This window comes from Pseudomonas sp. B21-056 (genome assembly GCF_026016325.1).
GTDB lineage: Bacteria > Pseudomonadota > Gammaproteobacteria > Pseudomonadales > Pseudomonadaceae > Aquipseudomonas.
The window spans coordinates 5978347-5993006 of the sequence record NZ_CP087203.1 but is presented as its reverse complement, the minus strand read 5'-3'; the positions used below and the strand labels follow the sequence as shown (position 1 = coordinate 5993006).

Sequence of the window (14660 nt, the reverse complement as noted above, 5' to 3'; positions counted from 1 at the left end):
AACCCATTGTCGTTGTAGCGAGGCGATAGACGTCGCTGGCGGCGTTTTGATGGCTGACGTATTCTTCGCGGTTCTCAGGGCCGCCTGGTCCGAAAACTGAAATTTTTCCTGTTTTATTCCGGAGTTCGCTGAATGTCTGCTGGTTGGCTGCGCGCTTGTGCGCTGGTGGTGATAGGGCTGTTCAGCGTTACGGCGCTGGCGAAGGACAAGCAACCGACGGCCATCGTCATCGGTGGCGGTCTGGCGGGGCTCACGGCGGCCTATGAGTTGCAGAACAAGGGCTGGGCGGTGACCCTGCTGGAAGCCAAGCCCAGCGTGGGCGGTCGTTCGGGCATGGCCACCAGTGAATGGATCGGCAATGAAAAGACTCAGCCGGTGCTGAACAAATACGTCTCGACCTTCAAGCTGGGCACCACTCCGGCACCCGAGTTCGTGCGCACTCCCAGCTACCTGATCGACGGCACCTACTTCACCGCCGCGGATCTGGTCGCCAAGCAGCCGGCCACCGCCGAAGCCATCAAGCGCTACGAAACCACCCTGGACGATCTGGCGCGCTCCATCGAAGACCCGCTGAATCCGACGGCCACCAGTACGTTGCACGCACTGGACCAGATGACCGTGTCCGCCTGGCTCGATCGCCTGCAACTGCCGGCCACCGCACGGCAACTGGTGAATCAGGAGATTCGTACCCGTTATGACGAGCCTTCGCGGCTGTCGCTGCTGTATTTCGCACAGCAGAACCGCGTCAATCGCGGCGTCTCCGACCGTGACCTGCGGGCTTCGCGCCTGCTCGGCGGCAGCCAGGTGCTGGCCCAGGCTTTCCTCAAGCAGCTGAAAACCATCAAGACCGATTCTCCGGTGTCGGCCATTTCCCAGGACAAGGACGGCGTGACCGTCAAGGTCGGCAGTGTCGGCTACCAGGCCGATTACGTGGTGCTGGCCGTGCCGCTGCGCGCCCTGAACAAGATCCAGCTGACCCCGGCCCTGGACGCCCAGCACCTTGGCGCGATCAAGGGCACCAACTATGGCTGGCGCGACCAGATCATGCTCAAGTTCAAGACCCCGGTCTGGGACAGCAAGGCGCGCATGTCGGGTGAGATTTTCAGCAACACCGGCCTGGGCATGATGTGGATCGAGCCGGCCCTGAAGGGCGGTGCCAATGTGATCATCAACCTCTCGGGCGACAATGCCCGGGTGATGCAGGCTTTTGGCGACAAGCAGATGGTCGACCAGGTGCTGATCCGCCTGCACGCGTTCTATCCACAGGCCCGTGGGGCCTTCACCGGTTACGAAATCCGCCGCTACAGCACCGACCCGTCCATGGGCGGTTCGTACCTGGCCTTTGGTCCGGGCCAGATCAGCAAGTACTGGCGGCTGTGGGAAAAACCATTGCAGCGTGTAGCCTTTGCCGGCGAACACACTGACGCCTTGTACCCGGGCACCCTGGAAGGCGCGTTGCGCAGCGGTCAGCGGGCGGCCAGCCAGGTACAGGACCTGGCGGCGGGCAAGTCGTTCGAACCGGCCAAGGTCGTACCGGCCGCAACGGCGGCTGCCGCGGGTGCGGTGGCGGCGAAGAAAGGCAACTTCTTCAGCAACCTGTTTGGTGGTTCGGATGACGAGAAGAAGCCAGAGCCGGTCAAGGCACCCGAACCGGTCACTCCGCCAGCACCGGCGCCTGCTCCCGCTCCCGCGCCAGTTTCGGTAGAACCGCCGGCCCCTGCAGCCCCGGCGAAGGTTGAACCGGCGAAAAAAACGGTCGCCAAGCCGGCCGCTAAAAAGCCTGCGGCGAAGACTCCAGCCAAGAAAGCCCCAGTGAAGAAAGCAACGCCGGTGAAGAAACCGGCCGCAACAACGCCGGCGACGACTGAGACCAAGGCTCAGTAAAAGGCTCGGGTGATAAAAAAGCGCGGCGTATCAGCCGCGCTTTTTTTTGCCTGTCTGTCCGCCTATCGCGAGCAAGCTCGCTCCCACAAGAGGTCATGTTCTACCAGACATCGCCATCCAATGTGGGAGCGAGCTTGCTCGCGATGAGGCCGTCCCTGACACACGTCATAACACGAATCGTATTCCCTTTAATCTTTCCTTAACCCACCCCACCCAGACTGATGATCGTATTTCTCGATATTTCAAAGCAAAAATTTCCGCTTTAAATCGATAGATAACTCGCTAGTCTTGGTCGCAGTTTTTACAGGATATGAGCAATGCAGCTACGCAACTCTTCTTCTCGCTATGGCTGGGTCAGCATCGTCATGCACTGGGGCGTTGCGCTGGTGGTGTACGGGCTGTTCGCCCTGGGGCTGTGGATGGTCGGACTGGATTACTACAGCACCTGGCGCAAAGACGCGCCGGACCTGCACAAAAGCATCGGCCTGGTGCTGCTGGCGTTGATGCTGCTGCGGGTGATCTGGCGTTTTGTCAGCCCACCGCCGCCGACCCTGGAAACCTATGGGCGCATGACCCGTGTGAGTGCAAAGCTCGGCCATAGTGCCCTGTATCTCGGGTTGTTCGCCGTGATGGTTGCCGGTTACCTGATTTCCACCGCAGACGGTGTCGGGATTCCGGTGTTCGGTTTGTTTGAAGTACCCGCGCTGGTGTCCGGACTGCCCGATCAGGCAGACGTCGCCGGCCAGATCCACCTGTACCTGGCATGGGCGCTGGTCGTTTTCTCCGGCCTTCATGCATTGGCAGCACTGAAACACCATTTTATCGACCGTGACGCGACCCTCAAGCGAATGCTGGGGCGCCAAGCCTGATGTTCAACCTAGACTCCAAAGGAATAGAAAGCATGTTGAAAAAGACGCTCGCCGCCCTGGCAATCGGTTCTGCACTGTTGTCGGCCGGCCAGGCCATGGCTGCCGACTACGTGGTCGACAAGGAAGGCCAGCACGCCTTCGTCGACTTCAAGATCAGCCACCTGGGCTACAGCTACATCACCGGTACTTTCAAGGACATCGACGGCAAGTTCAGCTTCGACGCGGCCAAGCCTGAAGACAGCAAGGTTGAGTTCAACGTCAACACCGCCAGCGTGTTCACCAACCACGCCGAACGTGACAAGCACATCGCCAGCGCCGACTTCCTGAACGCGGGCAAGTTCGCCAAGGCCACCTTCGTTTCCACCAGCGTCAAATCCACCGGCAAAAACGCCGATGGCAAGGAAACTGCCGACGTCACCGGCGACCTGACCCTGCTGGGCGTGACCAAGCCAGTGGTGGTCAAGGCCACGTTCCTGGGCGAAGGCAAGGATCCATGGGGCGGCTACCGTGCCGGTTTCGAAGGTACCACCAGCATCAAGCGTTCCGACTTCGGCAAGCAAAAAGACCTGGGCCCGGCGTCCGACGCGGTCGAGCTGTACGTCAGCTTTGAAGGTGTCAAAGCGAAGTAACATGCGCGTCTGACAAAAAACGCCCCCGATCTTGCGATCAGGGGCGTTTTTTATTGCGCGGATGTGGGAGCGAGCCTGCTCGCGATAGCGATGCGTCAGTCAGTCGGATTGCTATCGCGAGCAGGCTCGCTCCCACAGGGGATTTGTGGTGACCAAAAAAATGCCCCTGATCGTGAGAGCAGGGGCATTTCATGGTTTGGAAAAACTCAGCGATTGCGGGTCAGCAACGCAGGTTTTTCGCCCCGTGGGCGGCTTGGCAGTTGGTCCAGTTGCTCAGGCGTCGGGAAACGATCGAGCTTCGATTCCTTGTGCATGATTTTCGGCTGGTTGCCGCGAGGGTTCTGCACCGCAGGTTCCTGGCTCGCCTGGTCATCGCGGGCCGGGCGACGAGGGCGGGAGTCTTCGCGCCGCGCCTGACCGTCACGAGGGCCTCCGTTGCGTGGGCCGTTGCGCTTGGCTGGCGGGGTACCGGTGGACGAGCCGTTGCTGTTGCGCGGACCGTTTTGGCGCCCCTGGGACTGACCACGGGGAGCACCTGCGCCCGCGCCTTGTGCTGGGGCACCCGGACGGCGACCACGACCCTGGGCCGGTTTCTGCTGCGGTACGTAGTCTACGCGGTTGCCGAAGTTGTCGACATCGTCGTCCAGGAACTCATCCGGGGCGCGATCAGCAGCGGCACGCGGGGCTGGGCGCTGTTGCTCACGGGCTGGTGTACCTTCGCGAGGCTTCTGCTCGCGCGCCGGGCGTTCGCCACGACTGCTGCCGGCCGGCTTTTCCTTGCCTTTGTCCTTGCCCTTGTCCTTGCGACCGCCACCGCCGCCATTCGGACCGTCGCCCCGCGGACCACGGGGATTGCGCGGGTTGCGCACGTCCGGACGCTCACGCACTTCAGGCTTCTCGGCCTCGATGGTGCTGGCATCAAAGCCCATCAGGTCGCCGTCAGGAATCTTCTGCCGGGTCATGCGCTCGATGCTCTTGAGCAGCTTCTCTTCGTCCGGCGCGACCAGCGAGATCGCTTCGCCCGAGCGACCGGCCCGGCCGGTACGACCGATACGGTGCACGTAGTCTTCATCGACGTTCGGCAGCTCGAAGTTGACCACGTGGGGCAACTGGTCGATGTCCAGGCCGCGGGCGGCGATGTCGGTGGCAACCAGGATCCGCACTTCGCCGGCCTTGAAGTCGGCCAGGGCCTTGGTGCGGGCGTTCTGGCTCTTGTTGCCGTGGATCGCAACAGCCGGCAGGCCATGCTTGTCCAGGTACTCGGCCAGGCGGTTGGCGCCATGCTTGGTGCGGGTGAACACCAGGACCTGTTCCCAGGCGCCGGTGGTGATCAGGTGCGCCAGCAGGCTGCGCTTATGGCTGGCCGGCAGGCGGAACACGCGCTGTTCGATGCGCTCGACCGTGGTGTTCGGCGGCGTGACTTCGATGCGTTCCGGGTTGTGCAGCAGCTTGCCGGCCAGGTCGGTGATGTCTTTGGAGAACGTTGCCGAAAACAGCAGGTTCTGACGCTTGGCGGGCAGGCGGGCGAGAACTTTCTTCACGTCATGGACAAAGCCCATGTCGAGCATGCGGTCGGCTTCGTCCAGAACGAGGATTTCGACGTGGGACAGATCGACGCTGCCCTGGCCGGCCAGGTCCAGCAGGCGGCCGGGGCAGGCCACCAGTACGTCGACGCCGCGGGCCATGGCCTGGACCTGGGGATTCATGCCGACGCCGCCGAAAATGCAGGCGCTGACGAATTTCAGGTCACGGGCGTAGATCTTGAAGCTCTCGTGGACCTGGGCAGCCAGTTCCCGGGTCGGGGTCAGGACCAGTACGCGTGGTTGGCGCGGGCCGTGACGCTGGGATTTGTCCGGGTGACCGTTGGGGAACAGCCGCTCCAGGATCGGGAGGGCGAAACCGCCGGTTTTACCAGTACCTGTCTGCGCTGCGACCATCAGGTCGCGACCTTGCAACACGGCGGGAATGGCCCGCTGTTGCACCGGGGTAGGCTCGGTGTAGCCGGCGGCTTCGATGGCGCCGACTAAAGCCTCGGAGAGACCGAGGGAAGCAAAGGACATGAGTAATCCTGTTTTAGTGAGGGCCTGGCCCAATGGGATAGTCTTGCCTGGCGCGAATGACGTTCAAAAAGACGTCACCCCGTCCGGTCCTGCCGGGTCTGGAAGACAGCTCCGGACAAGGCTCGCGCTGGCTGGAAGCTGCGCTGTAGCGGTGTCGGGATGCCTTTTGCAAGACCGGGCGTCCGGGCGTGAGCCTGGCGGGAAGGCGGGAGTATAACAGAGCAAACGCCGTGCGCCGCTTTCCTGCTGCTCAACGGTTTATTTCAGCCTTGCACCGGCTGGCGTGGCGCCATAGCGAGCGCTCAGCTCGGCATAGGCCGGTTCGCGCTTGAAACGCTTGAGTTCGGCACTGAAGCGTTGCACCAGTAAATCCATCCCGGCCTTGCGCCGTACTGCCAGGTATTGGCTTTGACGGCTCACGACGATGGGGTTCTCGCTGATCTGGTCGCCCAGTTGCATCTGCTTGAGCAAGTGCCGGCCCACCCGGCGATCGGTGATGAGCAGATCGATCCGGCCCAGTTGCAGTTTGCCGAAGTTGGCTTCGTGGGTGGGCGCCGTTTCACGCTTGAACAGGGTCGAGTCCCGGAATTCCGGGCTGTAGAGATAACCGGGCGATGTGCCGACGGTCAGGCCGCTCAGGTCCGCGAGGGTGCGAAATGGATGGGGCCTGGCGTTGGCATGGAACGTCACGAATTCCACCTCCGACAGCGGTTCGCTGGGGTAGAGCAACATGGCGTCGCGTTCGTCGCTGTGAAAAATGTCCAGTGCTCCATCCGCCAACCCCTGTTCCAGCATCGCCAGGCAACGTTTCCAGGGCAGGAGCTGCCATTCGACATCGATGCCCAGGCGTTTGAACACGATGGCCGTGGTTTCGTAGTCCAGGCCCAGGATCCTGCCGTCCTCCTCAAAGACATAGGGTGCCCAGGGCTCGGTGACGATACGCAACTTTTCGGCCCGGGCGGCGAGGCTCAGGCACAGGAGAAGAAGGGCGGTCAGTAATTGGGCGATGACGGGCATGGCCTGAGGTTACGACGAGTACGGATCAAATAGCCAGAGCGCTCTGGCTCGCAGTCTAGTGGCCTGTACGTACAGGCCACTAGTTGTCCTTTGCTTGCATCAGGTGCGAGTAGATGGCTTGGCGGCGGCGACCCAGTACCAGGCGAATCAGCGGATGGTTGAGCCAGCTTTTGAGCTCGTGGTCTTCCAGCGGTTTTTTCAGGCGGTGCTCGACGTTCTCCAGGGCCTTTTCCCACCAGACCGGGGCGCAGGCCTGGTCGAACTGATTGGCATGGCGGTAGCAGCCGTAGAGAATTTCCCGCATGAATTGTCGCTTATGGCCGGGCAGCGCCGCGGTGACGAGTTTATAGGCCAGGCGCTGCAACGTTGGGGGGCGGGGCAGGGTCGCGGTGACCAGCCGGGTTTCATCCAGGGCCTGTTGGCCGACGGGGTCGGCGTGGTGTTTATCCAGCCAGGCTTTGGTCTTGGCGCGAAACAGCTGCTTGCGGCTCCAGTAATGGTGGATCAGATCCGGGCATTCGCGTACCTGCATCCCCTGATAGGCCGCCACCGAAAGGCAGAACTCCTCCAGGGTGTAGGCCCCTTTCGCCAGGGGATAAAGCTCATCCATCAGGGCAATCGAACGGTCCAGCACGGCCGCGTCGCTTGAATGAAGACCGATCACCCCGGAATTCAGCAGTGACATGTTGTCGTCTGCCAGTTGGCGTTGCTGAAGAACCTGCGCCAGGGCCACGTAAAGCTCGGCGTCCTTGTTGGCGCCGTAGTTCAGGGTGATGGCGTTGCAGAGCAGCGTACCGGGCTGGATGCGCCGAAACAGCACCAGCGGGGAGCAATGGAAGAAGGTGTCGGTGTCGATCAGCAGGGCCAGCTCGCTTTCCTCGAGCACTTTTTGCATGACCACATGCTTGGCACGGAAGTGATAACCGTGGGGCTGGATCCAAGCCTGACGGGTCTCGTTGTCCAAGGGGCGCAAGCGCACCGGTAGCCCGTCGTAGGGCTTGGAGTTGTCAGTGAATACCTGGATGTCCAACGCTTCACCCGGGGTTTCGCGCAGGCCGGCGAGGGCGCTGGCGATACTGAACACGGCTTCCTGGTGATAGGTTTCGGCCCCATAGACCAGATAGATGAGCTGTGGGGTCGGCGACCTGTGGTCGTTTGGCATCACTGCAATCCTTTGAACATCATTGGATAGTAAAAGGCCCTGGCTTTCGCCAAGGCCTTCTTGTCACGTCTAACGTGGCAAGTTGAGGTTGTTCCAGACCGCGAGACTGGGTTCGGCCTGGTTCAGCGTATAGAAATGCAGCCCCGGTGCGCCGCCTTGTAACAAACGCTCACACATTTGTGTGATCACTTCCTCACCGAAGCGCTGGATGCTGGAGGTGTCGTCGCCGTAGGCTTCCAGCTGTTTGCGGATCCACCGTGGTATTTCCGCACCACAGGCATCGGAAAAGCGCGCCAGCTTGCTGTAGTTGGTGATCGGCATGACTCCCGGCACGACGGGAATGTCCACACCCATCTTGCGCACGCGCTCGACGAAGTAGAAATAACTGTCGGCGTTGAAGAAGTACTGGGTGATCGCACTGTTGGCGCCGGCGTTGGCCTTGTTGACGAAATTGCGTAGATCGTCTTCGAAGTTGCGTGCCTGGGGGTGCATTTCCGGGTAAGCGGCGACTTCGATGTGGAAGTGCTCGCCGGTTTCTTCACGAATGAAGCTTACCAGGTCGTTGGCATGGCGCAGCTCGCCGCTGGCCATGCCCATGCCCGAGGGCAGGTCACCGCGCAGGGCAACGATACGCTGGATACCCGCGGCCTTGTATTTGGCCAGCAGGGTGCGCAAATCGTCCTTGCTGTCGCCTACACAGGACAGGTGAGGGGCGGCCGGGATTTTCACTTCACTTTCCAGCTGCAGCACGGTGTTCATCGTGCGGTCACGGGTCGAACCGCCGGCGCCATAGGTGCAGGAGAAGAAGTCGGGGTTGTAGCTCGCCAGCTGACGGGCAGTGGCGATCAGTTTTTCATGTCCAGCATCGGTCTTCGTCGGGAAGAACTCGAAACTGTAGCGACGGTCTTGGGACATGGTCATATCCTTGGAAACTCGTAAGCCGAACGCTGCCTCCTGTAGGAGCTGGCGCAGCCTGCGATCTTTCCAGGTTCGCTTGAGTCTCAAGCGAAAGATCAAAAGATCGCAGGCTGCGCCAGCTCCTACAGGGGCATGCAGTGCCTGTCAGTACCGGTAAGCGTGCGGCTTGAACGGGCCTTCCACGGTCACGCCGATGTAGTCAGCCTGTTGCTTGGTCAACTGGGTGACCACGCCGCCGAAACCGCGGACCATTTCCAGGGCCACTTCTTCGTCGAGCTTCTTCGGCAGTACTTCCACGGTCAGGCGCTCGGCTTTCTGGGCCGGCGACAGGTCGGCGTACTTCTGGCCGAACAGGAAGATCTGGGCCAGGACCTGGTTGGCGAACGAACCGTCCATGATCCGGCTCGGGTGACCGGTGGCGTTGCCCAGGTTAACCAGGCGGCCTTCGGCCAGCAGGATCAGGTAGTCGTCGTTCTGTGGGTCGAAGCTGCCGGTGCCGGTGCGGTGAACCTTGTGGACCTGCGGCTTCACTTCTTCCCATGCCCAGTGCTTGCGCATGAAAGCGGTGTCGATTTCATTGTCAAAGTGACCGATGTTGCACACCACGGCGCGCTTCTTCAGGGCCTTGAGCATGTTGGCGTCGCAGACATTGACGTTGCCGGTGGTGGTCACGATCAGGTCGATCTTGCCCAGCAGTGCCTTGTCGATGCTGGCTTCGGTGCCGTCGTTGATCCCGTCGACGAACGGCGAAACCAGCTCGAAACCGTCCATGCAGGCTTGCATGGCGCAGATCGGGTCGACTTCGGAGACCTTGACGATCATGCCTTCCTGACGCAGGGACTGGGCCGAGCCCTTGCCCACGTCACCGTAGCCGATCACCAGCGCCTGCTTGCCCGACAACAGGTGGTCGGTGCCGCGCTTGATGGCGTCGTTGAGGCTGTGACGGCAGCCGTATTTGTTGTCGTTCTTGCTCTTGGTCACCGAGTCGTTGACGTTGATGGCCGGGATCTTCAGTTCGCCCTTGGCCAGCATGTCCAGCAGGCGGTGCACGCCGGTGGTGGTCTCTTCGGTCACGCCGTGGACCTTGTCCAGTACGGCCGGGTATTTCTTGTGCAGCAGTTCGGTCAGGTCGCCGCCATCGTCGAGGATCATGTTGGTGTCCCACGGCTGGCCATCCTTGAGGATGGTCTGCTCCAGGCACCACTCGTACTCTTGCTCGGTCTCGCCTTTCCAGGCGAATACCGGGATACCGGCGGCGGCGATGGCGGCAGCGGCCTGGTCCTGGGTCGAGAAGATGTTGCAGGACGACCAGCGCACTTCGGCACCCAGAGCGACCAGGGTTTCGATCAGTACGGCGGTCTGGATGGTCATGTGGATGCAGCCGAGGATCTTCGCGCCCTTGAGCGGTTGCTCACCGGAGTACTTGCGACGCAGACCCATCAGGGCCGGCATTTCGGATTCGGCGATGATGATTTCGCGACGGCCCCAGGCAGCCAGGGACATGTCGGCGACTTTGTAATCGGTAAAATCTGCAGGCGTGATAACAGCGCTCATGAAGAGCCTCCATTCGTAATGTATGCGAATGGGCGCCGTTGTGCGTTTAGTGTCCGTGCGGGAACCCCGTACGAACAACGCCCCATCCGAGCCTGACAGGTCTTGCCTGCTGCAGCGCCCCTCGGACAGGTGGCGGGAACGGTCCAAAGCGTGGACCGGGTAAAGCGAGGGCGATTATAGCGGGCTAATCGGATCTTCCAAAGGGTTTCTGTCGGCAAATCAAAATTGCCGATGACCGTTATTGAACCAGCGGCGTAGAGCCTGCCTGCCCGGTCTGCCATCATGCAGGCATTCATCGGCCAGACGCTCAGGAGTGATCATGAATTTCCACACCCGCAAATGGGTCAAGCCCGAAGACCTCAACCCCAACGGCACGCTGTTCGGCGGCAGCCTGCTGCGCTGGATCGACGAAGAAGCGGCGATTTACGCCATTGTCCAGTTGGGCAACCAGCGCGTGGTCACCAAATACATCTCGGAAATCAACTTCGTCAGCGCCTCGCGCCAGGGCGACATCATCGAACTGGGCATTACCGCGACCGAATTCGGCCGCACCTCCATTACCCTGACCTGTGAAGTACGCAACAAGATCACCCGCAAGAGCATCCTGACCGTGGAGAAAATGGTTTTCGTCAACCTTGGCGAGGATGGCCTGCCGGCGCCTCATGGGCGGACGGAGATCAAGTACGTGAAGGATCAGTTCCAGGACGATATTGCCAGCGAGTGAGATCAGCGTCGCGCCCATCGCGAGCAGGCTCGCTCCCACAGGGGAACGCGGACTCCTGTGGGAGCGAGCCTGCTCGCGAAGGCGGTCTTGCAGACCGCTCCGGTTTGAGCGACACCTCGCCACTGAACAGCTCCGAACGCCACGTGTCGTAGTTTCATCACGTCACCGGTTCAGGAGCCCTATGGACACCCACGACGACGGCAAGACCCCCGACCTTTCCGCCCAGGAAAAGCACGAAGTCGACCGTAACCAGCCGCCGCGGGCTGCGGTGCTGCATGAAATCATCCGCACCCAGGGCAATCAGGAGCTGGAACGCAGTGTCGCCGCGCTCTGGTGGTCGGCCCTGGCGGCCGGGTTGACCATGGGCCTGTCGCTGATGGCGATGGGACTGCTCAATTCCCGGTTGCCCGAGGGCGAGGCATTCAAGGTGATTGCCAGTTTCGGTTACTGCGCCGGTTTTCTCGCGGTGATCCTGGCCCGCCAGCAATTGTTCACTGAAAACACCCTGACCGCCGTGCTGCCGATCATGAGTAAGCCCACCCTGGGCAATTTCGGTCGGCTGTTGCGGCTATGGGGTGTCGTGTTGGTGGGCAACCTGTGCGGTACCTTGCTGGTGGCCTACGTGATGCTGCACCTGCCGATCTTTGATCGGCGCACCGACCTGGCTTTCCTCGAGATCGGGCGCAAGGTCATGGAAAACGACACCGGGCAGATGTTCGCCAAGGGAATCATCTCCGGCTGGATGATCGCTACCATGGTCTGGATGATCCCCTCCATGGAAAGCGCCAAGATGTGGATCATCATCCTGATCACTTACCTGATGGCGCTTGGGGACTTCACCCACATTGTCGTCGGCTCCGCCGAGGTCTCGTACCTGGTATTCGCCGGGCAGTTGTCGTGGGAAGATTTCTGGCTGGTATTCGCCGCGCCGACCCTGGCGGGCAATATCATCGGCGGCAGCTTCATCTTTGCGCTGCTCAGCCACGCGCAGGTGCGCAGCGAGAGCGGCACGCCTAATCGGTCTCGCCTACCGGAGCGTCCAGGCGACGTTGGTGATGAATGAAGTACAGGGCCGTCGGCACGGTCAATCCGCCGCCCAGGGCCCCGGTCAGGGAATAGGCTGATGCGCAACTGAGCGTGGTGTGGTCGTTTGCAGTATAAACAGCTGCTGATGGATCACGAATCCGTTCATCGCCCCGCTGCGCCGTGGGACTAAGGAGTGTGCCGTGCTTGCAACGGCCTTGGTGTTGGTGGCTGCGTTGCTGCATGCCGCCTGGAATACGCTGATCAAATTCAGCGGTGAGCGTCTTCTGGTGGTGGCGTGCATGGACAGCGTCGCGCTGTTGTTCGCCGTGTCGGCCGTGGGCTTCGTGGCGCTGCCGCCGATGGACATCTGGCCGTGGATCCTGGCGTCGGCGGCCTTTGAGCTGTTGTATCGCTATTTGCTGATCCAGGCGTATCGGGTCGGGGACCTGGGGCTGGTCTATCCATTGATGCGTGGCTTGTCGCCGCTGGTGGTATTGGCCCTGACGCTGGTCTTTGCCGGCGAAGTGCTGACGACTCAGCAAACCCTCGGCATTTTGCTGATCCCGTTCGGCATGCTGTGCCTGTTGTGGCAGGGGGGTGGTGGCGAGCGGCTGCCCTGGTCGATGCTGCCGGTGGTGGTGCTGATTGGCCTGTGTATCGGCTGCTACACCTACATCGACGGCCAGGCCCTGCGACGTTGGTCCCATCCGCTGGACTACCTGGTCTGGATCACCCTGTTCTGCGCCTGGCCATTCCCGCTGTTGGCCGTGGTGAGCAAGCGACCGGCGTTCGTGCGGTTCTGGCGCGAACAGTGGCGGCTCGGGTTGGCGGTCGGGCTCTGTGTCTTGTTCAGCTACGCTCTGGTGCTCTGGGCCATGCAACTGGGTTCGATCGCCGAAGCGGCGGCGCTGCGGGAGATCAGTGTGATCCTGGTGGTGCTGTTCGGCATGCGCTACCTGAAAGAACCTTTCGGCCGGCCGCGGCTCTTAGCCTGCGGGCTGGTACTGATTGGCATGCTGGTGATGAAATTCTGAGCGACTCCCCGATTTTCGATTCCCCCTGAAACTCAAAGAAGGAACTGCGTCATGACGGTTGCCCTGTGGTGTATTTTGATCGCGATCATCCTGCCTTACCTGTGTATCGCCATCGCCAAGATCGGCGGAAGATACCGGCTGCAAGACAACCACGATCCTCGGGACTTCCTGGAAACACTCGAGGGTTTTCCCCGGCGCGCGTATGCCGCGCAGCTCAACAGTTTTGAAATTGCCCCGGCGTTCGCTGCCGCGGTGATCGTTGCGCACCTGGCCGGCAATGCCGAGCTGGTGACCATCAACGTGCTGGCGGTGTTGTTCATCACCAGTCGCCTGCTGTACATCATTTGCTATCTGGCGGACTGGGCGATCCTGCGCTCGCTGGTGTGGTTGGTGGGGGCGGGGCTGGTGGTCAGTTTCTTCTGTGTTTCTGTCTGAGCCTGGTTATTGAATCCTGGGGCTGTGCTGGCCCCTTCGCTAGCAGGCTCGCTCCCACAGTGGATCTCCAGTGGACATTTATTTTGTGAGCACCGAAATCAATGTGGGAGCGAGCCTGCTCGCGAAGGCGTCGGCATAGGCAACGCCCTGCTCAGGGATTGGCGGTGACCGCATTCGCCACCTGCGGCACTTGCGGCAATACCATACCCTTGGGCCACAACATCCAGATCTGCCCCTGCTGCTTCATGTCCCCGGCCAATTGCCCCGCGGCTTCGCCGGTGCCCCAGAACAGGTCCGCCCGTACTTCACCGGCAATGGCGCCACCGGTGTCCTGGGCCGCGACCGGTCGGTTCAATGGGCTGCCGTCGGGGCGGGTCGTGGATAGCCACAACAGGCTGCCCAGCGGAATGACCTTGCGATCCACCGCCACGCTATAGCCGGCGGTCAACGGTACATTCAACGAGCCCCGGGGGCCTTCGTTGCTGTCGGGGTTGCGGTTGAAAAACACATAGCTGGGATTGCTGCCCAGCAATTCGGGTATCCGGGTCGGATTGGCCTTGGCCCAGGCACTGATGGCGCCCATGGTCACGTCTTCTTTCTTCAGTTCGCCCTGTTCGACCAGCCAGCGTCCGATCGGCCGGTAAGGGTGGCCGTTCTGGTCGGCATAGCCGATGCGCAACTGGCGACCGTCATCGAGCCGAATACGACCCGAGCCCTGGATCTGCAGGAACTGCAGGTTCATCGGGTCTGTCAGCCAGGCGATCACGGGCGCCTTCACGCCGTTGGTTTCGATAGTGGAGGCGTCGTCGTAGGGCTTGAGCACCCGGCCTTCGAGGCGACCGCGCAGGCGTTTGCCCTTGAGCTCGGGGTAGAGGCTGTCCAGCGCCACGATGATCATGTCCTCCGGTACGCCGTACACCGGGACGTTGGCGCTGGCGGTCTGGGTGAGGCTGCCCGGGTAGACCGGCTCGTAATAGCCGGTGATCAGGCCATTGGGGCTGTTGTCCCCCGAGCGCAGGCCATAGACGTCGAGGTTCTGTTTCAGGAAGTTGCGCATAGCTTTAGCGGTCTGCGGCACATTGGCTGCCGCGGCGCAGGTCGGGCCCCAGGTCACATCAGCCTTGAGCCGGGTGCACGCGCTGCGCCAGGAGCGGAAACCGGCCAGCAGGTCTTCATCGGATACCGCCGGCAGCGCTTCCCAGGGTGTACTGACATAAGTGGCGAGGGCATGAGTCTGCGGCTCTTCGACCTTGTCGCCGCGATTGCAGCCGGCCAACAGGGCGATCAGCGGTAGGGTCAACGCCAGGCCTTTGTGCCAGGTCTTGAAACGGCTGTTCATGAAATTTTT

13 protein-coding genes and 1 riboswitch are annotated in these 14660 nt (G+C 61.4%); of the genes, 7 read left to right on the top strand and 6 right to left on the bottom strand.

The annotated features are described in order from the left end of the window. Window positions 1–132 precede the first annotated feature (132 nt). From LOY67_RS26235 to LOY67_RS26225, 3 genes are all read left to right on the top strand, one after another. A complete protein-coding gene (locus tag LOY67_RS26235; protein ID WP_265065058.1) occupies window positions 133–1884 on the top strand; it encodes a flavin monoamine oxidase family protein in 1752 nt (583 codons plus the stop codon). A 317-nt stretch (window positions 1885–2201) separates the two neighbouring features. Continuing rightward, entirely contained in the window at window positions 2202–2753 is a 552-nt protein-coding gene (locus LOY67_RS26230) for a cytochrome b (RefSeq protein ID WP_265065057.1), read from the top strand. Between the two features lie 32 nt (window positions 2754–2785). After that, a complete protein-coding gene (locus tag LOY67_RS26225) occupies window positions 2786–3382 on the top strand; it encodes a YceI family protein (RefSeq protein WP_265065056.1) in 597 nt (198 codons plus the stop codon). Window positions 3383–3588: 206 nt separating this feature from the next. Here the strand turns inward: LOY67_RS26225 and LOY67_RS26220 are convergent, their stop codons facing one another. From LOY67_RS26220 to ahcY, 5 genes are all read right to left on the bottom strand, one after another. Continuing rightward, window positions 3589–5442, bottom strand: a complete 1854-nt coding sequence (locus tag LOY67_RS26220; RefSeq protein ID WP_265065055.1) for a DEAD/DEAH box helicase — start codon at window positions 5440–5442, stop codon at window positions 3589–3591. Window positions 5443–5700: 258 nt separating this feature from the next. Continuing rightward, window positions 5701–6459 (bottom strand): substrate-binding periplasmic protein, encoded by a 759-nt coding sequence (locus LOY67_RS26215; protein ID WP_265065054.1) that lies wholly within the window; start codon window positions 6457–6459, stop codon window positions 5701–5703. Window positions 6460–6538: 79 nt separating this feature from the next. Next, window positions 6539–7621 carry a hypothetical protein gene (locus tag LOY67_RS26210; RefSeq protein WP_265065053.1) on the bottom strand — a complete coding sequence of 361 codons (1083 nt, stop codon included), beginning with the start codon at window positions 7619–7621 and terminating at the stop codon, window positions 6539–6541. 69 nt (window positions 7622–7690) lie between these two features. After that, complete coding sequence (metF, locus tag LOY67_RS26205) at window positions 7691–8536, bottom strand: methylenetetrahydrofolate reductase [NAD(P)H] (protein WP_265065052.1); 846 nt, start codon at window positions 8534–8536, stop codon at window positions 7691–7693. Window positions 8537–8683: 147 nt separating this feature from the next. Next, window positions 8684–10093, bottom strand: coding sequence for an adenosylhomocysteinase (gene ahcY, locus LOY67_RS26200; protein ID WP_265065051.1), 1410 nt, complete (start codon window positions 10091–10093; stop codon window positions 8684–8686). Between the two features lie 23 nt (window positions 10094–10116). Further along, window positions 10117–10222: riboswitch (S-adenosyl-L-homocysteine riboswitch) on the bottom strand. A 190-nt stretch (window positions 10223–10412) separates the two neighbouring features. Between ahcY and LOY67_RS26195 the strand changes: the two genes are divergently transcribed. The 4 genes from LOY67_RS26195 (at window position 10413) to LOY67_RS26180 (ending at window position 13312) form a co-directional block, all read left to right on the top strand. Then, window positions 10413–10817 carry an acyl-CoA thioesterase gene (locus LOY67_RS26195; RefSeq protein WP_320109997.1) on the top strand — a complete coding sequence of 135 codons (405 nt, stop codon included), beginning with the start codon at window positions 10413–10415 and terminating at the stop codon, window positions 10815–10817. 181 nt (window positions 10818–10998) lie between these two features. Beyond that, window positions 10999–11880, top strand: coding sequence for a formate/nitrite transporter family protein (locus LOY67_RS26190; RefSeq protein ID WP_265065050.1), 882 nt, complete (start codon window positions 10999–11001; stop codon window positions 11878–11880). A 163-nt stretch (window positions 11881–12043) separates the two neighbouring features. Continuing rightward, window positions 12044–12877, top strand: coding sequence for an EamA family transporter (locus LOY67_RS26185; protein ID WP_265065049.1), 834 nt, complete (start codon window positions 12044–12046; stop codon window positions 12875–12877). Window positions 12878–12928: 51 nt separating this feature from the next. Further along, window positions 12929–13312, top strand: coding sequence for an MAPEG family protein (locus LOY67_RS26180; RefSeq protein ID WP_265065048.1), 384 nt, complete (start codon window positions 12929–12931; stop codon window positions 13310–13312). Window positions 13313–13463: 151 nt separating this feature from the next. Here the strand turns inward: LOY67_RS26180 and LOY67_RS26175 are convergent, their stop codons facing one another. Next, window positions 13464–14651: a murein transglycosylase A gene (locus LOY67_RS26175; protein WP_265065047.1), complete on the bottom strand. Its 1188-nt coding sequence runs from the start codon at window positions 14649–14651 to the stop codon at window positions 13464–13466. Between the last annotated feature and the right edge of the window lie 9 nt (window positions 14652–14660).